Raw genomic sequence first — 23,015 nt, 5'->3', positions numbered from 1 at the left:
GGCCCGGGTTGATCCCGGGTCGATCCCGGGCCGGTACGGCGGACGGGACGGGCCCGGTGAGGACATCGGGTCAGAGGATCGGAGACCCCCCACTCATGCATTTCGAGCCGTGCCCTGCGGCAAACGACCTCGACCAGGCGGCTTCCGTCTTCGTGGAGTTGCGGCCCCGTCTTTTCGGCATCGCGTACCGCGTGCTCGGCAGCGCGGCCGAGGCCGAGGACGTGGTCCAGGAGGTGTGGCTGCGCTGGCAGCGCACCGACCGCTCCGCGGTGGTCAGCCCCGCGGGCTTCCTCGCGACCACGACGACCCGTCTGGCCATCAACGTCGCACAGTCCGCCCGGGTGCGCCGGGAGACGTACATCGGTCCGTGGCTGCCCGAGCCCATCGACACCGGCGTGGACCCCGAGGTGGGCGCGCAGCGCGCCGAGGCCGTGGAGCTGGCGCTGCTGCTGGTGCTGGAGAAGCTGGGTCCCACCGAGCGCGCGGCCTACGTGCTGCGCGAGGCGTTCGACTACGGCTATCCGGAGATCGCCGGGATCCTCCGACTCAGCGTCGTCAACGTACGGAAGATCGTGAGCCGCGCTCGCGCGCATCTCCTGGCCGAGCGGCGGGACACCGTGGACAGGACGGAGCACCGACGCCTCGTCGAGGCCTTCGTCTCGGCGGCCCGTACAGGTGACGTCGCCTCTCTGGAGGCCCTCCTCACCCCGGATGCCGTCAGTCTGTCCGACGGCAACGGTGTCCGGGGTGCCGCGCGGATTCCCGTGCTCGGCCGGACGCGGGTGGCGAACCTGGCGATGGGGCGCCCGGGTTTCTGGCGGGACGCGGACCCGCGGCGCGTCGAGGCCAACGGACGCACCGCCGTCATGATGCACCGGGACGGCGCGCCGACCACGCTGCTGACGATCGCCGCTTCACCCGCCGGCATCCACACACTGATGTGGGTGTGGAACCCCGGAAAGATCGCCACGTTCCTCGACTCGCGCTTCCGCCGGGCCTGACCCGGTGGGTCCGCTCCCTCAGGCTCCGGCCGCACAGACAGAGGTCGTCACGGTGCGGAGGCGGGCGGCCGGTTCCAGAGCCGGAGCTTGTCGGGATTGAGGACCACCCAGAGGTGTCCGACCCGGTCGCCCGTGACACCGAGACTGATGATCGCGGCGACCTGGCGGTCGTAGCGCACCACGAGGCCGGTCCGGCCGTTCACGGACTGGGCCCGCAGCGTGGTGTGCGGCCGTCTGGCCAGGAGTACGAGCAGGCTGCGCGCGACCTGCTCACTTCCGCGCACCGGGCGCATCATCGCCCGGACCTTGCCGCCACCGTCGAAGACCGCCGTGGCATCGGGGGACAGCAAGGACCTCAGCCGTCCGAGATCCTCCGCCGCGCAGGCCGCGTGGACGGCGCGGGCCAGCGCGTCGTGCCGCACGAGTATCCCCGGGCGTGAACGCCGCGCGCGAAGCCACCGACGCGCGCGGGCGGCGAGTGCGGCGTACTCCGGCTCCGCAGGCCGCACGGCGCGCGGGACCGCGGCAGGCGCCGTCCCGACGACCTCGCCGTGCGTGACCGGCGCCGAGGCCCGCTCGCGGTCCCGGTCGGGGAAAGCCGGCCGGGCCAGGCAGATGCCTCTGGCGGTCGTCACGAGCCAGGAACGAGGGGCCGCGATGTCCGCGCGTGCCGTGTCGGACAGCGCGTACCACCGGCGGTAGGTCTCGGCGACGACGCCCTCCGCCTCGTCGCCGTCGCCCACCATCCGGTACGCGACGTCGAGCAGCTGCCGGCGCTCGTCGAGCAGCTCCGCGATCGACACCGCGTCACCGGTGTAGTCCATACCGCATCCTCCCTCGAGCAACGGCACCACACAGTGCGGCCGCAGGCTCGACCTCGTCGAAGTGCAGGAGGTCTGCTCACAGGTGCATCGCGCACCTGCTCGCACTCTTCGGCTCCGAACATGAGACCGGGCAGGCGCCCCGCTTGTGACACGGCGCTCCCGCGCCCGCTCCCACCTGCTGATGTCACATCTGAGCCGTTTTTCCGGTCCTAGTGGTGAAGGCAGCGTCTCGGAAGATGGTGGTACGAAATGGACAGCGGCAGCCGGACGGACGAATCGGGACGAGATCCCAGGGGGAACACCTTCGCCGCATGGGCCCGCGGGCGGCTGGGGGTCAGCGGCCCGCGCCGGGACGGCAGGCGCAAGGTGTTCCCGGACCACTGGTCCTTCATGCTGGGGGAGATATCCCTCTACAGCTTCATCGTGCTCGTCCTCACGGGCGTGTATCTGACGTTCTACTTCCACCCGTCGATGGAGCAGGTCCAGTACCACGGCAGCTACGCGCCGTTGCGGGGGCAGACGGTGTCGGAGGCGTTCGACTCGACCCTGCACATATCCTTCGACGTTCGCGGCGGACTGCTGATCCGGCAGGCCCACCACTGGGCGGCGCTGATCTTCGTCGCCAGCCTTCTCGCCCACATGATGCGGATGTTCTTCACCGGTGCCTTCCGTAAACCGCGGGAGCTCAGCTGGGTGCTCGGCTTCCTGCTGCTGGTGCTCGGCATGTTCGAGGGGCTGACGGGATACGACCTCCCGGACGACCTGCTCTCCGGGACCGGGCTCATGGTCGTGAACGGCACTATCCTGTCGGTACCGATCGTCGGCACGTACCTGTCGATGTTCCTCTTCGGCGGCGAGTTCCCGGGGAACGACCTGGTCTCGCGCTTCAACACGATCCACGTCGTGGTGCTCCCCGCGCTGATGACGGCGCTGTTCGCCGGTCTGGTGTTTCTGACGTTCCGTCACAATCGCGCGCAGTACCCGGGACCCGGGCGCACGGAGAGGAATGTCGTCGGCATCCCCCTGCGGTCCTACGCCGTGCGGGCGGCCGGATACTTCTCCCTGGTCACCGGGGTCATCCTCATCATCGCCTCGATCGCGCAGATCAACCCCGTCTGGCTGTACGGCCCCTACCGCCCCGACCAGGTCACGGCGGGATCGCAACCCGACTGGTACATGGGCGTGGCCGACGGGCTCCTGCGGGTCATGCCCGGCTGGGAGGTCGTCCTGTGGGGACACACCCTCGCCCTCGACAACCTGATACCGCTGGGGGTGGGCACCGGTCTCTTCCTGCTCATGGGCGCCTACCCCTTCATCGAGGCCTGGGTCACCGACGACGACCGGGACCACCATCTCCTGGACCGGCCGCGGAACCGGCCGGTGCGCACGGCACTGGGCGCGGCGTGGATCAGCGTCTACGCCGTGGCACTGCTCGGCGCGGCCAACGATGTGATCGCCACCCGCTTCCACATCTCGGTCAACGCGGTGACCTGGGCCGTTCGCGTCGGGCTCTTCGTCATGCCCCTCGTCGTCTTCGCGGTCACGAAGCGCTGGGCGCTCGGCCTCCAGCTCAGTGACCGCGACAAGGTGGTGCACGGCCGCGAGACCGGCGTCATCAAGCGCATGCCGAACGGCGAGTACGTCGAGGTCCACCAGGCCCTCAGCCCGGAACGGCTTCGTGCCCTGACCGAGCACGAGCAGTACCTGCCGATCAGCGTCGACACGACGGACCGCACGCAGCGGCTGCGGGCCAGGCTCAGCCGGGGTCTGTACGGCGAGGGCACGCAGATCCCCAAGCCCGTCGTCCGCGAGCACGAGGAGATCGCGGACTAGTGGGGCGGGCCCCACGCGAGGGCGTACTCGCGCGCCGAGGCACACGGGTCCGCGGCGGCGCAGATGCCGGACACGACGGCCGCTCCGGCTGCCCCGGCCTCCCGCAGCAGCGGCAGGTCGGCCGGGGTGACGCCGCCGATGGCCACGGCGGGCAGCGTGCTGAGCCGGACGAGACGGGCGAAGCCGTCGTGGCCGAGCGAGGGCGGGGCGTCGTGCTTGGTCCGGGTCGCGTGCAGCGCGCCGATGCCGACGTGGTGGACGTCCGCCGGGTCCTCGGCGGCGGCGCGCAGTTCGCCGGGGGTGGCGGCGCTCAGCCCCAGTACCGCGTCCCGCCCGATCAGTTCGCGGACGGTGGCCGGAGGCAGGTCCGACTGGCCGATGTGGACGCCCGTCACGCGCACGCCGGCGGAGCGTGCGGCCAGGAACACGTCCACCCGGTCGTTGACGATCAGCGCCACGCGTTCCGGGAGGACGGCGGCCACCGCCGTGACCGTGCGCAGGAAATCCCCGCCGTCGGCGTGCTTCTCACGGATCTGCACCGCGGTGACGCCCCCCGCCACCGCCGCGGCGACGGTCTCGGCCACGCCGCGGCCCCGGGCCCGGCACTGGGCCGCGTCCGTGACCAGGTAGACCGACAGATCGACCGGTGCCCGCGTCACGACACGGAGGCCCGCTCGGCGATGTCGGACTCCCGCAGTGCGGCGAGCGCGTCCAGGAACGCCACGGCGAAACTGCCGGGCCCGGACGACGACTTCGCGGCCAGCTCGGCGGCGACCGTGTACACCGTGACGGCGGCCACCGTCGAGGAGAACCGGTCCCCGTCCACCGCCGCGAAGGCGGCCATCACGGCCCCCAGCGCGCAGCCCCCGCCCGTGACCCGGGTCAGCAGGACGTCCCCGTTGGCGACGCGGGCGGTGCGCTCCCCGTCGGTGAGGAAGTCCACGGGGCCGGAGACGGCGACCACCCCGCCGGTCTCCCGCGCCAGCCGGTGCGCCGTCTCCTCCGCGGCCTCGACGCCGTGGGAGGAGTCCACTCCGCGGCCGCCGCCGCCCGCTCCCGCGAGCGCGATGATCTCCGAGGCGTTGCCCCGTACGATCGTCGGCCGCAGTTCCAGGAGTTCGCGTGCCAGCGCGGTGCGCACCGGCAGCGCGCCGACGGCCACCGGGTCGAGCACCCAGGGGGTGCCGGCGGAGACAGCCGCCCGCGCGGCCTCGACCATGGCGGTGCGCTGCTCGGCGTGCGGGGTGCCGAGATTGACCAGGACGCCCGAGGCGATCCCGGCGAACGGGCCGGCCTCGTCCGGGATGTCGACCATGGCCGGTGCGGCGCCCAGCGCCAGCAGCACGTTGGCGGTGAACCCCGTGACCACCGCGTTGGTCAGGCACTGGACCAGCGGGGAGTCCGCCCGTACGCGTGCGAGCGCCTGCGCGGCGAAGGCGGTGTGGTCGGCGGATGTCGGGGGCATGGGTGTCGCTCCTTCGGGGTGGAGGTGTCCGGGCGTGCCTGCGGCCGGTGCGCCGCGCTCAGGGGCGCCGGCGCAGCCGCAGCGGGGCGTACACCGCGAGGGCCACGAGGAACGCCACGTAGTACGAGAGGTCCGCGCCGTGCAGGGCGGACGCCACCGGGCCCACGTACAGGCTGGTGTCCATGAACGGCACGGCCGCGGCGAAGGCGGTGACGAACGCGAGGACGGCGGGCAGGCCGGGCTGGAGCCGGTCGGTCTCCGCGGCGAGGTCGATCTCGGCACCTGCCCGGGCCCGCGCCCGGGCCAGCCAGTCGACGACGACGATCGCCACGAACCCGGGAATCCAGTAGCCGACGAACAGCAGCACGTTCTGGAAGCGGGCGGTGGTGTCGGCGGCGTGCATCCACAGCACCAGGGGGAAGCCGAGGGCGGCGGCGAAAGCGGCCGCCACCGGGCGCGGGACGCGCACACCTGAGGTCTGCAGGGCGAGGGATCCGCTGTAGTCGTTCATGGCGTTGCTGCACAGGGCGGCCAGGGCCACGGCGAGCAGTCCGAACGCGCCCAGCGGCCCACCGCCCAGCAGGTCCGCCACACCCGCGGCGGTCTGGTCGGTCAGGACGGACGCGCCCCACAGCCCGAGGGCCTGGACGGCCGCGAAGGACACCACCAAGCCGGCCAGGGTGAACCAGAACATGCGCGAGCGCGAGGCGGTCCGAGGCAGGTAGCGGCTGAAGTCGCTGGCGTACGGAGCCCAGGACAGCGACAGGCTCAGCGCGATGGTGCTGGTCAGGACGAACGCGCCGCCCCGGTCGGCGCCGTGGGCCGCGCCGGTGGCCGCGGGGTGCACACCGTCGAGCAGCTTCCAGGCGATCAGCGCGAACGCGGCGGCGAGCACGAAGGTCATGATGATCTGGAGCCGGTGGATGGCCTCGTAACCGAGGACGCCGAGAGCGCCCTGGGCGAGCATCATGATCAGGACACCGAGCCAGAAGGGCAGGCCGCACAGCCGGGCCAGCGCGTCGCCGCCGAAGAGGCCGATCAGCGCGTCCCAGGCGACCGACGACAGCCATTGCAGGATGCCCGGCAGCGCGACCGCCCGGCCGAAGGCGAGCCGGGCCAGCGGCAGCTGCCCTGCGCCGGTCCGGCTACCCCAGGTGCCGAGGTAGGCGGTGGGTATCGCGCCGACCACGGTGCCGAGCACGACGGCCACGAGCGCGGTGGCGAAGTCCAGGCCGAGCGCGATGCCGATGGTGCCGGTGAACACGCCGGTCATGGTGAGGTTGGGGGCGAACCACACGGTGAACAGCCGCCCCGGGCCGCCGTAGCGGTTGCTCTCGGGGACCGGCCGGATGCCGTGCGCTTCGATGCGGAGATCGCCTGCGGCGGCAGGCATGCGCCCGTCGAAGACGGTCTGCCGGCCGTCGGCGGGCAGACCGCCGGAAACATGCGTCCAAGGCATGAAAGACATCCCTCCGCCAGTACGAACTGGTTCAGGTTCGACGGGTGTGATCTCAGCCCCTCGCAGGGGCACCCCGTGTCCGGTACGACGGACAGACTAACCCGAGCGCTTCGCTCAGCGGGTCGACGGGAGGGCATGACCACCACCTGGTCGGCGGGCGACGGGGTCAAATGCCGTCAAAGGTCCACCGCGTGGCGAGCGGCGGTGCTCCCCGTCAGGGGACGTCCGGCCGCCCGGGCCGCACCGCCGAGATGTCGAACGCCAGCTTCACGGTGGCGCTGACCAGAACGTCCCGAACGCCGGGTGCCGTGTTCCGGCCGAGTCCCCAGTCGGAACGCCGCAGGGTGGCCGTGCCCTTGAAGCCCACGCGGTACGTGCCATGGGCGTCCCGGCGGACCCCGCCCGTCGCGAGGTCGATCCGCAGGGGCAGGTCGACGTCCTTGATCCGCAGGCTGCCGGACATGCGGAACCGGTCCTCACCGATGGCGACGATGCCGGTGGAACGGAAGGCCATGAGGGGGAACGCCGCCGCGTCGAGGAAGCCGGGACCGGTCAGGCGCGCGTCCCGCCCGGGCAGACCCGTGCGCAGGCTGCCGGTCTGGACGCTCAGATGGGCACTCGACCGGGTGGGACGGCGTCCGTCGAGGTGCAGGAGCCCCTCGAAGTCGGTGAACCTTCCGCGCACGTGCGCGAGCATCGCGTGCCGGACAGAGAAGCCGATCGTGCTCTTCAAGGGGTCGAGGAGGTAGACGCCGGTCAGTGCGGCACGGGGGCCGTCGCCCGCGAAGCCGGTCGCCACGACATTCCCGGGCGCAGGCGGCCGGTTCCTTCGTGCCGTGGCCGCCGGGTCGGCGTGCCGCCCGCAGCGGCCCGTGGCGGCGTACGGGTGCGGGACGCACCGACGTCCCCCATGCCGATGGCCCCTGCCCCCCGGCGGGCAGGGGCCACCCGCGGACCTCACTGCTGCCGCGCGAACCAGTCGGCGAACCGGGTCCCGGCGAGCTGCGCGCCGGCACCGGGCACGAGCGAGTTCTCCTCCAACTCGGACCCGAAGTACGGGGCGCGCGGGTCCGCGACGACCGTGCGCGGGTCGTTCTGGGCGGTGAGCACGTCGCGGACCAGCTCGTCGAACCGGAACGTGTCGGGGCCGGCGATCTCCACCGTGCCGTCGAGGGGGGTACCGGCCGCGGTGCGGGCGACGACGGCGGCCACGTCGTCGGAGTGGATGGGCTGGAACTTGACGGGAGCGATGCGCACCGTGTCCCCGTCGGTCGCCGAGTCCGCGATCCCGTTCATGAACTCGAAGAACTGCGTGGCGTGGACGACGGAGTAGGGCAGGCCCGACTCCTTGATCAGCTCCTCCTGGGCCAGCTTGGCACGGAAGTAGCCGTTCTCCGGGAGCCGGTCGGTACCGACGATGGAGAGCGCGACGTAATGCCTGACTCCGGCATCCGCAGCCGCCTTCAGGAGGTTGGTGGTGCAGGTGCGGAAGAAGTGCATCACGGCCTCGTCCTCGAACGAGGGTGAGTTGGAGACGTCGACCACGACCTGCGCGCCCTGGAGCACCTCGGCGACGCCCTCTCCGGTCAGTGTGTTGACGCCCGTGTTGGGCGAGGCAGCGACGGCCTCGTGCCCGTGGTCGCTGAGATTGCGGACGACCTTCGAGCCGATCAGCCCGGTTCCGCCGACGACTACGACCTTCATGGGGGGATCCTCTCTGGGGATTCTGCAGTACGGGGATAGACCGGATGGCGATCCGGTGTGTGACAGGACCCGGCGGCCCGCGCGGCATCGCGCCCGGGCCGGGGCGTCACTCGGCGAGCTTTCCCTCGGTCGAGACGTCCTCCATCAGGGAGGCGATCGCCTCGGGTATGGCCGGAATGCTCTCGTGGGTGATTCCCGTCGTCGGGGACCAGACGAGATTGACCTGCAGCGCGGGGTCCAGGTCCGGGTAGTCGCCGCGGTTGTGGCAGCCACGGGTCTCGCGACGTTCCAGCGCCGATTCGAGCGTGGCCCGCGCAGCCAGGGCCGCGCCCTTGAGGTCGAAGGCGTGGGCGAGGTCCTGGAAGCCGGCGATGTCGGGGTGGACACCGACGTTCTCCATCCGCTTCTCGACGGCGGAGAGTTCCTCCAGCCCGGTGCGCAGCCCCTGTTCGTCGCGGACGACACCCGCGTGCTCGGTCATGGTGTTGCGGATGGCGCGCTGGAGGGCGCGGACGTTCTCGGGGCCGTCCGCCGCGAGGAGGTCGTCGATCTCGGCGCGGGCCCGCGCCACGGCGGAGGCCGACCGCGGCTGCGAGGTCAGCGCCCGGGAGTAGGCGGCGGCCGCCTGCCCCGTGAGGCGGCCGAAGACCAGCAACTCGATGAGGCTGTTGCCGCCGAGCCGATTGGCCCCGTGCAGCCCGCTGGAGGCCTCGCCGATGGCGTACAGGCCGCGGACGTCCGTGCTGTGGTCCTCGGGCCGCACCCAGACACCGCCCATCGAGTAGTGCGCGGTGGGCGCGATCTCGATCGGTTCGCGGGTGATGTCCAGCATCTGCAGGTCCATGAGGGTCTGGTAGACCCGGGGGAGCCGCGTCATGATCGTCTGCCGCGGCAGATGCGAGACGTCGAGCCACACGCCTCCCTTGGGGGTGCCGCGGCCTTCCTTGATCTCCGTGTAGGAGGCGAGCGCCACGCGGTCGCGCGTGGACAGCTCCATGCGCTCGGGGTCGTAGCGGGTCATGAAGCGCTCGCCGAGCGCGTTGCGGAGGACGCCGCCCTCGCCGCGCGCGGCCTCGCTGACGAGCGTGCCGGCGGCGTTCTCCGGCTCGATGATGCCGGACGGGTGGAACTGCACCAGTTCGGCGTCCCGCAGGCGCGCGCCGGCGTCCACGGCCAGGCGGAACGCGTCACCGGTGTTCTCGTCGCGCCGCGAGGACGTGCGGCGCCAGATACGCGTGTGACCGCCGGCCGCGAGGATGACGGCGTCGGCATGGATGAGGTACCGCGTCCCGTTCGCGACGTCGAAGCCGTACGCACCGAAGACGGCGCCGTCGTGCACCAGGAGCCGGGTGATGTAGACACCGTCGAGCACCGGGACGTCGAGCTGCTCCGCCCGCCTGATCAGGGTGCGCTGGATCTCCAGACCGGTGTAGTCGCCGGCGAAGGCGGTGCGCCGGAACTTGTGCGCGCCGAAGAAGCGTTGGGAGATCCGGCCGTCCTCCTCCCTGGCGAACGCCATGCCGTACCGCTCGAGGTCGTCGATGCCCAGGGCGGCACCCTGGGTGACGGTCCGCACGGTGCGGGGATCGGCGAGCAGATAGCTCTCCTTGAGGGTGTCGGCGGCGTGCTGCTGCCAGCTGTCCTCGGGGTCCATCGTGGCCAGGGCCGCGTTGATGCCTCCCGCGGCGAGTGCCGTGTGGGCGTCCCCCTTGGGCCGCTTGCCGACGGCGAGGACGTCGACACCGGCCTCGGCCAGTTCGATTGCCGCTCGCAGCCCGGCTCCTCCGGTACCGATCACCAGCACCATGGTGGAAAGACGTCGTTCGGTGATAGCCACGGTCTGCTCCGATTGTCTGGGTCGTTGTCAGCTAGGACCGGGCGATCGGGTCATCTGTGACACCCCCGGTGACGACGAGCCGTCAGGAAACGACCTGGTCCAGGGGCACGCCGGGGTCGGCCAGCAGCGCAGGGTCCACCTTCGACCGGGAGGTGATCAGGGACCGGATGGGATCCATGACGTCCCACACGTTGACGCTCATGCCGGCCAGCACGCGGTTCCCGGCCGTCCAGAAGGCGATGAACCGCCGCTCGGCGACGTCCCCCCGGAAGACGACGCGGTCGTAGCCGCCGGGCTCGGCGTACCCGGTGTACTCCATGCCGAGGTCGTACTGATCGGTGTAGAAGTACGGCAGCCGGTCGTGGACGGCGTCGGCACCGAGCATGGCCCGCGCGGCCGTGTAGGGCTGGTGCAGTGCGTTGGCCCAGTGCTCGACGCGGATGTGGCGGTCGAGGAACGGGTGGTAGGCGTTGGCGACATCACCCGCGGCATACACGTCGGGTACCGAGGTCCGCAGGTGCGCGTCGGTGACGATGCCGTCGCGCACCTCCAGGCCGGCGTCCTGTGCGAGGTGCACATTGGGCGTGATGCCGATGCCCACGACCACCGCGTCCGCGGCGACGTGACCGCCGTCGGCGAGCCGGACCCCGTCCGCCCGGCCCTGCGTCCCGGTGATGCGCTCCACCTGCACGTTCGGGCGCAGATCGACGCCGTGGTCGATGTGGAGACCGGCGAACACCTCGGCCGCCTCACGTCCGAGCACCTGCAGCAGCGGCAGCTCCGAGTGCTCCAGCACCGTGACCTGCGCCCCGGCCGTCCGGGCGGCCGCCGCGGTCTCCAGGCCGATCCACCCGGCGCCGATCACGACGATCCTGGCGCCCGGGGTGAAGGCGGCCTTGAGCCGGTCGCTGTCACCCACCCGGCGCAGGTACAGGACGTTGTCCAGGTCCGCACCGGGCACGGACAGCCGGCGCGGTGACGAGCCGGTGGCCAGGAGCAGCTTGGCGTAGGACAGCCGGTGCCCACCGTCGACCTCGACCGCGCGGGCCCTCCAGTCGAGCGCCGTGACGCTGGTGTCCAGCAGGAGGTCGACGTCGTGCTCGGCGTACCAGTCCTCGGGATGCACCTCGAGCGACTCGCGGGCCTCCGTGCCGAGCAGGTAGCCCTTGGAGAGCGGCGGACGGGTGTAGGGCCGCTGCGGTTCGTCGCCGATGACGACGAGCCGGCCGGTGTGGCCGTGCTCGCGCAGCGCCTCCGCCGCCCTGCCCGCGGCCAGGCCGCCTCCGACGATCACGAAGGTGTTCTCAGGGGACAAGATGTTCCTCATTTCTCGAATGGACACACGGCGATCCGGGCCCCGGCGAGGAGCCGCCGGGCGCTGTCGTGCGGGGACCGCGCCCGGCGGCTCCGGCGGGATCCGCCGGCTATTCCACGAAGTACGAGTCGTGCTCGTCGAGGAACCGGGCGCGCTCCTCGTCCGTGGCATCGGCCAGGTGGGACAGCCCCTCGAAGTACTTCTCGCGCGGTGCGCCCGGTGCGAACAGCAGCAGCATCTGGGCCGGCGCGTCGGAGTCGTTGCGGTAGGCGTGGAGTCCGCCCTGCGGCACGTGCAGGAAGTCGCCCTTGCGTGCGTCGACCCACTCCTCGCCGTTGAACAGGCGGACGGTGCCGTCGAGGATGAAGAAGGACTCCGAGATCGACCGGTGGAAATGCGTCTTGGGGCCGCCCGCCCTTGGGCTCATCTCGACCCGGTAGAGGCCGAATTCGCCCCGTGTGGTGGCGGTGGTCGCCAGATAGTGGAAGGCGTCCTTGCCGGCCTCGCCGAGGTCCGGTCCCGCGCTCTCCGGCCGGAACCGCGCGCTGACCTCGCCGCCCTGCCCGAAGTACACCTGCTGCGGATACGACATGTACACCATTCCCTACGTGTGCTCGGCGCAACGATGCGTGGAGGGGACGTGTGCGAGACCGCCCCCGCATGCCAGACCGAGTACGACCCCCGTGTGTGACACGGAGCCGTGCCGGCGCCCGTACCCGGCACCTGTCACACGAGCGGTGCGTCCCCGGTCGTACCTGTGGAGCACTCATGCAAGCGTGAGGCGGACCGATCTACGGAGGTGCAGCGCAATGTCGGACAAGGACACGGCGGGCAACGCCGGTGGGCAGGCGCAGTCCGGGACGTGGCAGACGGCGATCACGATGCTTCAGGACGTCACCCCGCCCCACATCCCGGAGGGGGCCTCGGGGATGACCATCCTCGTCGAGTGGCCGCCCGGGGACCCGGGGACGCCTCCGCACCGCCACACGGGCCCGGCCTTCGGGTACGTGATCGAGGGCGCGGTGCGTTTCGAGCTGGAAGGCGAGCCCGAACGCGTGGTCAGGGCCGGTGAGACCTTCTGGGAGCCGGGCGGCGACGTCATCCACTACCAGGACGGCAATGCCCTCACGGACGCGCGGACGCGCTTCGTCGTGACCATGCTGTGCGCGCCGGGCCGGCCGATGCTCACGCTGGTCGACCAGGAGGAGCTGGCGCAGCGGACCCACCTGCGTGCCCCGCGCCCCGCCGGGGCGTGACCGTACCGCGCGAGGCAATCTTGACACCGAATATCCAGGATATGTAACGTCCTTGATTGGGATGCTGCCCAGGCGCGCCGACTTCTCCGGGGGTAACTTCGGTGCCATAAGGGCATTCCGGACACAGCTATCGAAAGACGGGTCGTGCCATGAAGCTCGCGGTTGTCGGTGGTACCGGACTGATCGGGTCGCAGGTCGTCGAGAAGCTCGACGCGGCCGGTCACGAAGCCATCCCGCACTCGCTGTCCACGGGTGTGGACCTGCTGAGCGGCAAGGGCGTCGACGAGGCCGTGACCGGCGCGGACGTCGTGATCAACCTGACGAATTCGCCGACCTTCGACGAGGCCTCGGAGGCTTTCTTCCGGCAGTCGATGGACAACCTCGTCGCCGCGAGCGAGCGCGCCGGCGTCGGGCACTTCGTCGTCCTGTCCATCGTCGGCGTGGACAAGGTGCCCGCCCTGGACTACTACCGGGCCAAGGTGCTCCAGGAGGACATCCTCAAGGCCGGCTCGGTCCCGTACTCCATCGTCCGCGCCACGCAGTTCATGGAGTTCATGGAGGCGACCATGGCGTGGACGACGGAAGGCGGCACCGTCCGGCTGCCCAGCACGCCGATCCAGCCGATCACCGCCGCGGAGGTCGCGGGCGCCGTCGCCGACGTCGCCGTCGGCAGCCCGCTCGGCGGAGTCCTCAACGTGGCGGGGCCGGACGTCTACCCGCTCGACGAGATCGGCCGGCTGACGGTCACCGCCAAGGGTGACGGGCGCTCGGTCGTGACCGATGACACCGCCGGCATGTTCGCGCTCGTCGAGGGTGACGCCATCATCGCCCCCGCCGGTGCCCGCATCGCCCCCACCCACTACACCGACTGGCTGTCCCGGGCCTGAGCCGGCCGCCAGGTCCGGTGGCGGTCCGTACGGATCGGCGAGATGCCGCCGCCTTGGGCGGCGGACTCGCCGAGCAGCGAGGATAGGCAAGGCAAGGAATGCCGTCGAAGAGCAATCCAGCGGACGACTCCCGAGGTCTTCAGGAGGCGGAGGACGCGTTCCGTGAAGCCCGCGGCTGTATGTTCGGCATCGCGTACCGGATCCTCGGCAGTGCCGGCGACGCGGAGGACGTGGTCCAGGAGGCCTGGATCCGCTGGCAGACCTACGACCGGTCGAAGGTGGAGAACCCGCAGGCGTTCCTCGCGACGACCGTGACCAGGCTCGCGATCAACGTCCTGCAGTCGGCCCGGGTCCGCCGTGAGACGTACGTCGGTCCGTGGCTGCCGGAACCGGTCGACACCAGCAGCGATCCGGAGCTGGGCGCCGTGAACGGGGAAGCGCTGGAAATCGCGGCGCTGATGCTGCTGGAGAAGCTCACGCCCACGGAACGCGCGGCGTATGTGCTGCGCGAGGCGTTCGACTACCCGTACGCGCAGATCGCGGAGATCATCGACCAGACGCAGGCCAATGTGCGGCAGTTGGTGAGCCGGGCGCGCAAGCACCTCGCCGCGGAGAAACGCGCCAGCGTCGAGACGGCCGAGCACCGGCGCTTCCTGACGGCGTTCGTCGCGGCCGCGCAGTCGGGGAACGTGGCCGTGCTGGAGGAGTTGTTCGCGGCCGACGTCATCTCGTACGCCGACGGCGGAGGAGTCGTCCGGGCGTCGAAGTACCCCGTCGTGGGCCGCCACCGCGTGGCGAAGTACTGCCACGCCTTCGCCGACCGCTTCTGGGCGGGCGTGACGGTGGACCCCGTCGAGATCAACGGCCGGGCCGGGGTGCGTCTGACCCGGGACGGCGTCGTGTTCGCCGCCCTCTCCCTGCACGTCGCCCCCGACGGCATCGACCGGCTGATGTGGATGATGAACCCGTCGAAACTGGCTGCCTTGGCGGCCTGAGCGGCGCTTTCGCGGTGACGGTCCGCCATTCGTGCGGTCACGTGTGCAGGGCCACAGCAAGGGTCCGGCGTGAGCCCGGCGTCCTCCTGTTATGTTCGACGTACGGCGAACATCGAATGAAGGGCCTTGCCATGACCAACTCTGCGACCAGCTCCACCGATCTGCGTTTCTCCGGTCGCGTCGCGATCGTCACGGGGGCGGGATCGGGCATCGGCCGTGCCACGGCCGTCGCCCTGGCGGCGTCGGGCGCGCGGGTGCTCGGCGTCGGGCGTCGCAAGGAGGCGCTGCAGGAGACCGCTCGCGCGCACTCGCGTATCGCGATCCTGCCGCTCGACATCCGTGGGGACGACGCCGCGCAGACGGTCGTCGCCGCGGCCGTGGAGCGGTGGGGGCGGCTCGACGTCCTCGTGAACAACGCGGGCGCCACGGCCGTCATGCCCCTGGCGGAGACGGACCGTTCGGTGATCACCGAGCTGTTCGAGCTCAACGTGACGGCGCCGAGCATGCTCGCCCACGCGGCACTCCCGTACCTGCGGGAGTCCTCGGGCTCCGTCGTCAACGTCTCGAGCACCTACGGCCACCGCCCCCTGGCGGGCGGAGCCCACTACGCCGCGACCAAGAGCGCCGTGGAACAGCTGACACGGAGCTGGGCCCTCGAAGTCGCCGCCGACGGCGTGCGGGTGAACGCCGTCGCCCCCGGGCCCACCGCGACGGACGTCCTGGTCGCCGCGGGACTCGCCCCTGAGGCCGTCAACTCGATGCTCGCGTACGAGCGCGACCGCATCCCGGCGGGCCGCCTCGCCGACCCCGGGGACATCGCGGAGTGGATCCTCCGCGTCGCCGATCCGGCGGTGACGCACCTCACCGGTCAGGTCATCACGGTCGACGGAGGCCTGGAGCTCGTCTGACCGGCACGGGCCGGGGGACCCGCACCGCACCGCCCCTCGCGGCGAGTCCACCGCACGTGGCCGGGGACGGGCAAGGCGGGCCGGCCCCGAGGGGCCGCCCCGCCTTGCCCGCGCCGCTTCCGCCGATCGGCGGCTACTGCTTCTTGAGCGTGAAGTCGCCGGTGACGGTGGCCCCCTTCTTGATCTTCATGGTGGTGGCCACCGGCCGGTAGCCGTCCTTGGCGACGATGACACTGAGCGGGTTGTTGCGGGAGTCGAGCCACAGCGAGTACGTGCCGTCCGCGGCCGTCCGCAGCGAGTAGCCCGCCGCCCAGCTGTCGATCTCGACGGTGGCGCCGGCCAGCGCCTTGGTCGTGCCGTCGCTCTGGACGCCCCGGACGGTTCCGGTGATCTTGCCCCAGGTCTTCGGCGGGTCGACGTGCAGGGACACCGCGACCTTCCGCATCCCGTACGGGCTGTCGTTGTCCAGCGCCAACTGCGCGGTGAAGTCCCCCGGTTGTGTGATCTCGGGCACCGAGGCGTCCAGCGTGACGGTGACGGTGGTGCTCGCCCCGGGCTGCAGGGTGAAGTGCTGGGTGCTCGTCCTCAGCCAGGTGACATCGGTCGATCCGCCCTGGTCGTACCCGGGCAGGAACTCCACGGCGGTGGTGGGGGTGTAGGGCTCGCTGCCGCCGCCGACCTTGTACATTCCGAGGCCCGCGCCTCCACGGTAGGTCGCGACGTCGGCATTGGGCAGCGCGGACCAGCCGCCGGCCTCGGGGTCGTAGGCGAAGCCCCGGTTGGTGATGGCCTCGCCGGTGATACCGCTCGAGATCACGAGCTGGTCGTCGGCCGCGGTGTAGGACGAGCCCCACAGCGGGACCGGCAGGTCGGGAAGCGAGGTCCAGGCATTGGTGACCGGGTCGTAGACGTAGGCGTGCTTGCTCTCCCCGAGGGAGTCGGCGTCGCCTCCGGCGCAGTACAGCTTGCCGTTGACACCGGCGCACGACTCCCAGGAGGTCTTCTCCGGGTAGTCGGCGATGCGCGACCAGCTGTCGGCGTCGGGGTCGTAGGCGTACGCCTCGGCGGTGCCGCAACGGTCGTCGCAGCCGCCGACCGTGTAGAACTTCCCGTCGAGGGCGGCGTTGCCCTGGCCCGCGTAGGGCACGGGGGCCGGCGCGCCGGTGGTCCAGACGTCGGTGACGGGGTCGTAGATCTCCAGCTTGGGGTCCGTCTTGTTGTCGGGGGTCCATCCGCCGACGACATAGAACTTCCCGTCGACGAACTGGGCCGAGGGGGCCTCGCGGCGGTCGGCCGCGTCGGCGGCCCGGGTCCAGCTGCCGACGACCGGGTCCAGGACGTACATCGCGTTGGTGACGTCGAGGCCGGTGAAGCCGAAGCCGGAGTAGACCTTGCCCTGATACGTGCCCACCGCGTTGCCGAGTGCCGCCTCCGGGAGGCTGGGGGCGGTCTGCCAGGCGGCGCCCGACGGCGAGGCCGCGGCGGGCCTCGGCGCGACCGCGGGCCGGCCGGTCTTGCTCGCGTGCGGGGAGAAGTGCCCCTTGACGGTCTGCAGCGGTGCGCCGCTGCCGAGGGCCTGGATCCGGAAGCCGCCCGCCCGCTCGCCCAGGGCGACGGTGGTGGGCGCGCCGCCGGTGTTCTTGACCGTCAGGTTCCGGGTGGCCGAGCCGCCCCAGCCGACGGTGGCGGCCACGGGGTCCGGAGTCACGGTCAGCCGGCCGGCCTTGAGCTGGTACGAGGCCGATACGGCACTGTCGGCACCGACGTCGACCGTCTTGGTCAGCTCCGTGTAGCGGGGCCTGGCCGCGGTCAGGTCGTGCTGGCCGAGGTGGGGCGAGAACAGCAGGTAGAGGCCGTCACCGAGGGCGGGGTCCTCGGGGGTGGCCACGGTGGTCGCGGCCACCTTCGGGTCGTCGTCGGCGGTGACGGCGGCGCCGACCAGGCCCTGGCCGGTGTTGGCGTCGGTCACCGTGCCGGTGACCAGGCCGCCGGGGACGGCCGTGTAGTCGCGGTTGCCGACGAACACGTCGTCGACGCCCCACCACCAGGCGAACTCGGTGACGAAGTGGAAGCGCACCCGGACGTCCTGCTCGCCGGCGAACCCGGTGAGCGGGATCTCGACCTTCGCGTGGTCCGCGAAGCCCGCCGTCGCCGTCCACAGCGACTTCCAGGTGGCGCCGTCGTCGGAACTGGCGTCGACCTGGACCGCCTGGTCGCCGAACGCGAAGTACATGGCGTCGAAGGCGAGTTCGGGGTCGGAGGCGCCGGTGAGGTCGAAGGCGGGGCTGATCAGCTGGGAGTCGAGGGGCTCCCCGATCGTGGGGTTGTCCGCGATGGCGAAGGCGCCGTCACCGCCGGTCTGGTTGCCGCGCCCGGCCGGGTCGTCGAAGGCCCAGCCGCCCTGGGTGCCGTCGGCGCTGACGACGCGCCAGCCCTCGGGAGCCGAGTCGGTGGCGGCGAAGTGCTCGGTGGGGCCGGTCGGGTGCACGGCGTAGCCGGGTGCGGTCGCCTTCCACGGGTCGGCCGGCAGCGACACCTTCAGCGTCTGCGGGGCGTCGGTGACGGTGACGGACCTGGTGGCGCGCGTGTAGCCGGGCAGTGCGGCCTCGACGTGCAGCGTGTAGTCGCGGCCCTGGGGGAGGGAGAGGGTGAAGGCGCCGGTGGCGGGGTCGGTCCACACCGGTCCGCCGGGGACCCCGTCGGCGGTGATCCTGGCGTACAGCGGCCAGCCGTGGCCGGAGCCGTCGGTGACCTTGCCCGAGACGGTCTGGCTGGGGACGCTGTCCAGCGCGAAGTCCCGGGTGAGAGCGCCGTCCTCGGTGACGTCCACGTCCTTGGCGCTGCCGGTGGCGTACCCGTAGGCGTCGACCGTGACGTCGTAGGTGTCCACCGGGAGGCCCAGGGAGTAGCGGCCGTCCGCCCCGCTGTGCGTGACGTTGTCGGTCCCCGCGCTGACGGTGGCGCCGGCGAGGGGCTTGCCGGTGGCCCGGTCGGTGACGGTGCCGGACAGCGTCCCGTGCGGGCCGGTGCGGAAGGCCCGCAGGCCGTTGGGGGTGCCCAGACCGGTCGGACCGTCGTAGCCGGCGGTGCCGGTGCACAGGTAGGCCGGTGCGCAGGCGCCGTTGCTGCCGCCGGTGACGTCGTACAGGCCCCCGCCCGCGGCGTAGGGGTACGAGTTGGGGTAGGTGCCCGCGACGGGGACGCCGGCGTTGGCGTAGACCGCGGCGATGATGGGGGAGCCGGCGCTGGTGCCGCCGAACTGCGCCCAGCCGCCGCCGCCGTAGGTCTGGTACACGGCGACCGGGGTGGCGGGGTCGGCCACGGCCGAGACGTCGGCGACCGAGCGGTTCGCGCAGCCGGTGTCCGTCTGGAACGCGGGCTTGGGCTCGTAGAGCGAGCAGCCCGACCCGGCGCCGTCCCAGGCGGTCTCGGACCAGCCGCGGGCGGCGGTGCCGTCGGCGGTCAGGGAGGTGCCTCCCACCGCGGTCACGTACGGTGAGGCGGCGGGGTAGGACACGCCGTACCCGAAGTCACCCGACGAGGCGACCATCGCGACGCCGGGGTGGTTGTAGTGGACGTCCAGTCCCACGGTTCCGGAGGGGTCCTCGCCGCTGCCGAAACGGTAGTCGGTGCCGTAGGAGTTGGAGACGAACTTGGCACCCATCGCGACCGCCTGGTCGACGGAGGCGCCGAGGTCGTCGAAGTTCGGGGTGTCGGCCTCGACGAGCAGGATGCGGGCGTTGGGCGCGATCGCGGAGACCATGTCGAGGTCGAGGGAGATCTCCCCGGCCCAACCCGGGTCCGGCTGCGGGTAGTCGGTGCCGCCGCGCTGGTCCACCTTCGTGAAGCAGCCGTTGTCCGTGGTGCAGGCCGGCAGGCCGTACTGCTCGCGGTAGACCGCCAGGTCCTCCTCGGCGGTGGGGTCGTCGAAGGCGTCGACGACGGCGATGGTCTGCCCGGCGCCGCCGCCGGCCGGGAGGTTGTAGGCCGCACGCAGGTCGTCCGGCCCGAACCCGCCGGGAGCCGCGGCGGTCCGCAGGCCCTTGCCCGCGGTGACATCGGTGCGGCGCAGGGCGTAGCAGGTCGCCTCGCCCCTCTTCGCGGCGTCGCAGGCGGCCTCGTAGGGCACGTGGCCGCCCGCGGCGGCGGGCGTCGTCCTGGCGGCGGCGGTGGGCGCCGCGGCCTGGGACGGCGTCTGCACACCCAGGACGGCCATCGCGGCCGCGCTGAGAACCGCCAGCACGGTGGACACCGGTCTCCGGAGTGGCGGACCGGATATGTGTGGTGCGCGCAACGTTCGACTCCCCAGTCATCACATGAAACGTCGACTCATGAAGGTGCAACGGGCGATCATCCGCGGTCGCCGGGAGTCCATTAGCGGAGAGATCTTGTGTTCATGTCAACGCCGTAAACGCCCAAAGCGGCCACCGATTTGCGCTCTGCGGTGAGCCGGGCGTGGATGTGTCCGGAATCCGGAGAGCCGACGTGGAGGTAACGGCGCCAGGCGTGACAGGCCGCACCATGCGTGGTGTTGAGGTGCGGATCACCCGATGTCCGGCTCGGCGCACTGGTGTTGAGGGCGAGCCTGCGGCCGCCTCCAGGAAGGGCGCCGGCATTCGACGGCATTGCCGTCCCGGACTTCTTTTCCTGCTCACCGGGACGCGGGAAATCGCCCTGTGGGGGAGTTCGGGATTGACCCTCCGTGCAACCGGACCGGTATTCCCTTTGTCTTTTCGGTGGATTCCGGTCGGTGACGATGACAGGTCACCCATGTGCGGCCGGTGGTGACGACGGCTGCGAAGGAGACCTTCTGTCGCGGCCGGCGGCCGAGGCCGTCAGTGCCGTCCGCTGGGCGCGAACGGCGCGTAGTGGACGGGCGGGTGCTCGATCGGCAGACCGGGACGCCATGCGGTCAGTACGTGGGCGCTGGGGACGAAGAGGCCGTCGGGAAGCCGGTCGAGCGGGAACCATCGCCAGTCGCTCACTGGCTCGCCCGGTTGGTCCGCGGGCTCGCCCGACCAAGCGCTGACGACCGCGCCGATCGTCATCCTGGGCACGTTGCCGACGCGGTCCACGAGGGTTCCCATGAGGACCACGTCCTCCTCGCGGGCGATGCAGCCGGTCTCCTCGGCGAGTTCCCGCACGACGGCCTGCTGCAGCGACTCGCCCGGCTCGAGTCTGCCGCCCGGCAGTTCTCGTGTGCCCCTGTCATGGAGGCCGAGGAGCACGCCCTGCGGGCCGTGGAGGACCGCGCCCACGCCGATGGCCGCGTGCGGCTCCGGAGGCCGACCGGTGCGCGGCCGGCTGGTCGCGCGGGCGCGGTGACGGACCCGGAAGAGCGAGCAGGTGAGCGGGTTGTCCTGCTCCGGGGCCCTGAGGGTGTGCACCTGCTCGACCACAAGTCCGTTCTGGGCGAACAGGGCCGTCCAGGCTGCGGAGTCGAGCACCCACATCCGGACGGTGAGGCGGTCGCCGCCGGCCAGCGGCAGGATCTCGGGTCGCGGGGTGACGGTCGTGGAGGGCCCATGGCCCTGGGAGTTGGTGTGCAGGACGGAGAACGCCAGGCGGCCGCCGGGCGCGAGCGCCGCGGCGAGGGCAGGTACGAGACGGAGGGGATCGATGAAGGCGCACCCGTGAATCGAGTAGATGACGTCGTACGGCTCGGCGCGCCGCAGGTGTTCGACGGCGTCGGCGAGGATCAGGTTCAGGCCCGGCTGGAGGCTGTACCGTTCGGTGGCCCGCCGGTGCTGTGAGGGCGATGCGTCAACGGCGTCGACCAGGGCGCCTCGTTCGCGGGCGAGGTACGCCGCGTACCTGCCCATGCCCGAGCCGAGGTCCAGGACCCGGCGGCCACTGAGATCGCCCAGGATCTCGTCGCCGGGCCCGGTCGGCCAGAACCCCCACGTCAGGCGATCGACATCGGGTACATCGGTGTCCCTGCGGAGGTGGTGGTCGCCGTACGCCGTCCATGCGGCGATGTTGGTCTGCTCGGAATCCAAGCGCTGCCTCCGATCGGTCGACGGGCGGCTGCCCGTGAGGAGCAGAGACCCTCAGGTCGTATGGCCGCGGGTCCGCCGGTGCCTGACGGCTCGTCGCACTTCTTGGAGGCCGGCGGATCCCAGGGCGACGCAGCCGGCGAGGACGAGGGCCTTGTCGGACCACGTCATGTGCTGCTCGGACGACATGCGGAAGATTCGGTGATGACGAAGGCGGCGGCGATGAGCCGTCCGGGCCAGTCGGACGGCGGTGCGTGCCGCTTTGGCGGGGGCGGAGTGATGTCGTCGGCCACGGCGCTGATTCTGGCCCATGACGGTCCCGCCGACCAGCTCGGAGGTCTCACCAGGGTTCCTGCCGCGGGGTGTTGCGGATGGCGACGCAGGCGATGTCGTCGGTGAGGCGGCCGTTGCTGTGACGGAGGAGGGCCTGGTGGAGGAGTTCGAGGACCGCGGGGGGCGAGGTGGTGTCGGTCGCGCGGGTCCAGGCGGTGAGGGGGAAGAAGACGCCTTGGTCGTCGCGGGTCTCGGTGACACCGTCGGTGTAGAGGAGCAGCAGGTCGCCGGGGGCGAAGGGGATCCGTTGGACGTGGTAGTCGGAGCCGACGAGCTCGGCGAGGTTGATCGGCGGGGACGGGGCGGCGGCCTCGATGCTCCGGGTGGTGTTCCGGTGGACCAGCACGGCCGGAGGGTGCCCGCAGCTGAGCACGGAGACCTGGGTGCCGGTGGGCGGGATCTCGACGATGACGGCCGTGGCGAAGCGCTCGGAGCCGTCGGGGGAGGGCACGTCGACGTTGTAGCGCGCGAGGGAGGTGTCCAGTCGACGCGCGAGCCGGCCCAGGTCGGGGGCGTCGTAGGCGGCTTCGTGGAAGGAGCCGAGGACGGCGGCCGAGACGCCGACCGCGGGCAGCCCCTTTCCCCGGACGTCGCCGAGGATGAGGCGCAGCCCGTGCGCGGTGTCCGCGGCGGCGTAGAAGTCCCCGCCGACGCGGGCCTGGGGTGCCGCCGCGAGGTAGAGCGTCGCGATCTCCAGATTCCGGATGCGGCGGGGCACGGGCCGCAGCAGGACCTCCTGGGTGGCGTCGGCGACGGCGCGGACCTGGGCGAGGGTGTGTTCGCGCTGGAGGCGCAGGTGGCTGGCGTAGGCGGCCGCGAGCGTGACGGCACCGATCGCGCCCGCGGTGTACAGGGCGGACATGTCGGAGAAGGCGAGGGCGAAGCCGATGACCGGGAGCAGGCAGACGACCCCGAGGGTGAGGGTCGCCCTCACCGACCAGACCGACGCGGCGAGCGCGGGCGCGGCCGGCAGCAGCCGGGTGAAGGGGACGTCCTGCGGGGTGAACACCGCCAGGAGGCCGATCACCAACGTCAGGAGCACGGGAGACAGGAGCACCGGGTCGCGCCGCCCGTAGAGGCCGCAATGCATCCTCAACCGTCTCAGAACATGCATGGGCGGATCGTACGGGATCGGTGACCGGCTTCCCGGGCGCGCACTGCGGTATCGCCGGGAGCGCACCCGGAAGCGCGCCCGGGACCGT

At 71.7% G+C, this 23,015-nt stretch carries 18 protein-coding genes and 1 riboswitch; of the genes, 6 read left to right on the top strand and 12 right to left on the bottom strand.

The window, feature by feature from the left end; genetic code table 11:
• The first annotated feature begins 95 nt into the window (after window positions 1-95).
• Entirely contained in the window at window positions 96-1,001 is a 906-nt protein-coding gene (locus PV364_RS00355; protein ID WP_319657486.1) for a sigma-70 family RNA polymerase sigma factor, read from the top strand.
• Between the two features lie 47 nt (window positions 1,002-1,048).
• Here the strand turns inward: PV364_RS00355 and PV364_RS00350 are convergent, their stop codons facing one another.
• Window positions 1,049-1,825 (bottom strand): sigma factor, encoded by a 777-nt coding sequence (locus PV364_RS00350; protein ID WP_319657485.1) that lies wholly within the window; start codon window positions 1,823-1,825, stop codon window positions 1,049-1,051.
• A 249-nt stretch (window positions 1,826-2,074) separates the two neighbouring features.
• Here PV364_RS00350 and PV364_RS00345 point away from each other — a divergent pair, with 249 nt between their 5' ends.
• The gene (locus PV364_RS00345) at window positions 2,075-3,658 is read left to right on the top strand and encodes a cytochrome b (RefSeq protein WP_319657484.1); all 1,584 of its coding nucleotides are present in this window, start codon (window positions 2,075-2,077) and stop codon (window positions 3,656-3,658) included.
• On the opposite strand, the gene thiE is transcribed toward PV364_RS00345, so the two are convergent.
• The 8 genes from thiE to PV364_RS00305 form a co-directional block, all read right to left on the bottom strand.
• Window positions 3,655-4,317, bottom strand: a complete 663-nt coding sequence (gene thiE / locus PV364_RS00340) for a thiamine phosphate synthase (protein WP_319657483.1) — start codon at window positions 4,315-4,317, stop codon at window positions 3,655-3,657. The two genes, PV364_RS00345 and thiE, sit on opposite strands and share 4 nt — an antisense overlap.
• Window positions 4,314-5,123, bottom strand: a complete 810-nt coding sequence (gene thiM, locus PV364_RS00335) for a hydroxyethylthiazole kinase (protein WP_319657482.1) — start codon at window positions 5,121-5,123, stop codon at window positions 4,314-4,316. Before thiM ends, thiE begins: the two co-directional genes overlap by 4 nt.
• Before the next feature lie 58 nt (window positions 5,124-5,181).
• Entirely contained in the window at window positions 5,182-6,582 is a 1,401-nt protein-coding gene (locus PV364_RS00330) for a purine-cytosine permease family protein (RefSeq protein WP_319657481.1), read from the bottom strand.
• Window positions 6,574-6,668, bottom strand: a riboswitch (TPP riboswitch). It overlaps the preceding gene by 9 nt.
• A gap of 128 nt (window positions 6,669-6,796) precedes the next feature.
• Window positions 6,797-7,381 carry a YceI family protein gene (locus tag PV364_RS00325; RefSeq protein WP_319657480.1) on the bottom strand — a complete coding sequence of 195 codons (585 nt, stop codon included), beginning with the start codon at window positions 7,379-7,381 and terminating at the stop codon, window positions 6,797-6,799.
• Window positions 7,382-7,539: 158 nt separating this feature from the next.
• On the bottom strand, window positions 7,540-8,286 hold the full coding sequence (locus tag PV364_RS00320) for an SDR family oxidoreductase (RefSeq protein ID WP_319657479.1): 747 nt from the start codon (window positions 8,284-8,286) through the stop codon (window positions 7,540-7,542).
• 106 nt (window positions 8,287-8,392) lie between these two features.
• Window positions 8,393-10,093 carry an L-aspartate oxidase gene (locus PV364_RS00315; RefSeq protein WP_319657838.1) on the bottom strand — a complete coding sequence of 567 codons (1,701 nt, stop codon included), beginning with the start codon at window positions 10,091-10,093 and terminating at the stop codon, window positions 8,393-8,395.
• Window positions 10,094-10,205: 112 nt separating this feature from the next.
• Window positions 10,206-11,438, bottom strand: a complete 1,233-nt coding sequence (locus tag PV364_RS00310; RefSeq protein WP_319657478.1) for an NAD(P)/FAD-dependent oxidoreductase — start codon at window positions 11,436-11,438, stop codon at window positions 10,206-10,208.
• A 109-nt stretch (window positions 11,439-11,547) separates the two neighbouring features.
• Entirely contained in the window at window positions 11,548-12,030 is a 483-nt protein-coding gene (locus PV364_RS00305; RefSeq protein ID WP_319657477.1) for a cupin domain-containing protein, read from the bottom strand.
• A 289-nt stretch (window positions 12,031-12,319) separates the two neighbouring features.
• Between PV364_RS00305 and PV364_RS00300 the strand changes: the two genes are divergently transcribed.
• From PV364_RS00300 to PV364_RS00285, 4 genes are all read left to right on the top strand, one after another.
• Window positions 12,320-12,694: a cupin domain-containing protein gene (locus tag PV364_RS00300; RefSeq protein WP_319657837.1), complete on the top strand. Its 375-nt coding sequence runs from the start codon at window positions 12,320-12,322 to the stop codon at window positions 12,692-12,694.
• Between the two features lie 149 nt (window positions 12,695-12,843).
• Window positions 12,844-13,581 (top strand): SDR family oxidoreductase, encoded by a 738-nt coding sequence (locus PV364_RS00295; protein ID WP_319657476.1) that lies wholly within the window; start codon window positions 12,844-12,846, stop codon window positions 13,579-13,581.
• Between the two features lie 98 nt (window positions 13,582-13,679).
• Window positions 13,680-14,576, top strand: coding sequence for an RNA polymerase sigma-70 factor (locus tag PV364_RS00290; protein WP_319657475.1), 897 nt, complete (start codon window positions 13,680-13,682; stop codon window positions 14,574-14,576).
• 131 nt (window positions 14,577-14,707) lie between these two features.
• The gene (locus PV364_RS00285; RefSeq protein WP_319657474.1) at window positions 14,708-15,484 is read left to right on the top strand and encodes an SDR family oxidoreductase; all 777 of its coding nucleotides are present in this window, start codon (window positions 14,708-14,710) and stop codon (window positions 15,482-15,484) included.
• A 133-nt stretch (window positions 15,485-15,617) separates the two neighbouring features.
• Here PV364_RS00285 and PV364_RS00280 read toward each other — a convergent pair whose 3' ends face one another.
• The 3 genes from PV364_RS00280 to PV364_RS00270 form a co-directional block, all read right to left on the bottom strand.
• Window positions 15,618-19,736: a carboxypeptidase regulatory-like domain-containing protein gene (locus PV364_RS00280; RefSeq protein WP_319657473.1), complete on the bottom strand. Its 4,119-nt coding sequence runs from the start codon at window positions 19,734-19,736 to the stop codon at window positions 15,618-15,620.
• 583 nt (window positions 19,737-20,319) lie between these two features.
• Window positions 20,320-21,483: a bifunctional class I SAM-dependent methyltransferase/NUDIX hydrolase gene (locus PV364_RS00275; RefSeq protein WP_319657472.1), complete on the bottom strand. Its 1,164-nt coding sequence runs from the start codon at window positions 21,481-21,483 to the stop codon at window positions 20,320-20,322.
• 337 nt (window positions 21,484-21,820) lie between these two features.
• The gene (locus tag PV364_RS00270; protein ID WP_319657471.1) at window positions 21,821-22,927 is read right to left on the bottom strand and encodes a PP2C family protein-serine/threonine phosphatase; all 1,107 of its coding nucleotides are present in this window, start codon (window positions 22,925-22,927) and stop codon (window positions 21,821-21,823) included.
• Window positions 22,928-23,015: the final 88 nt, after the last annotated feature.

The organism is Streptomyces sp. MI02-7b, from assembly GCF_033793585.1.
Classification (GTDB): Bacteria; Actinomycetota; Actinomycetes; order Streptomycetales; family Streptomycetaceae; genus Actinacidiphila.
Note: the sequence above shows the minus strand (reverse complement) of the source record. Positions and strands in the feature narration are given on the sequence as shown.

Coding starts and splice junctions, on each gene's coding strand:
- thiM (WP_319657482.1), bottom strand. CDS start 5,123: ATGCCCCCGACATCCGCCGACCACACCGCCTTCGCCGCGCAGGCGCTC.
- PV364_RS00355 (WP_319657486.1), top strand. CDS start 96: ATGCATTTCGAGCCGTGCCCTGCGGCAAACGACCTCGACCAGGCGGCT.
- PV364_RS00295 (WP_319657476.1), top strand. CDS start 12,844: ATGAAGCTCGCGGTTGTCGGTGGTACCGGACTGATCGGGTCGCAGGTC.
- PV364_RS00290 (WP_319657475.1), top strand. CDS start 13,680: ATGCCGTCGAAGAGCAATCCAGCGGACGACTCCCGAGGTCTTCAGGAG.
- PV364_RS00345 (WP_319657484.1), top strand. CDS start 2,075: ATGGACAGCGGCAGCCGGACGGACGAATCGGGACGAGATCCCAGGGGG.
- PV364_RS00350 (WP_319657485.1), bottom strand. CDS start 1,825: ATGGACTACACCGGTGACGCGGTGTCGATCGCGGAGCTGCTCGACGAG.
- PV364_RS00270 (WP_319657471.1), bottom strand. CDS start 22,927: ATGCATGTTCTGAGACGGTTGAGGATGCATTGCGGCCTCTACGGGCGG.
- PV364_RS00315 (WP_319657838.1), bottom strand. CDS start 10,093: ATGGTGCTGGTGATCGGTACCGGAGGAGCCGGGCTGCGAGCGGCAATC.
- PV364_RS00320 (WP_319657479.1), bottom strand. CDS start 8,286: ATGAAGGTCGTAGTCGTCGGCGGAACCGGGCTGATCGGCTCGAAGGTC.
- PV364_RS00330 (WP_319657481.1), bottom strand. CDS start 6,582: ATGCCTTGGACGCATGTTTCCGGCGGTCTGCCCGCCGACGGCCGGCAG.
- PV364_RS00285 (WP_319657474.1), top strand. CDS start 14,708: ATGACCAACTCTGCGACCAGCTCCACCGATCTGCGTTTCTCCGGTCGC.
- PV364_RS00300 (WP_319657837.1), top strand. CDS start 12,320: ATGCTTCAGGACGTCACCCCGCCCCACATCCCGGAGGGGGCCTCGGGG.
- PV364_RS00305 (WP_319657477.1), bottom strand. CDS start 12,030: ATGTCGTATCCGCAGCAGGTGTACTTCGGGCAGGGCGGCGAGGTCAGC.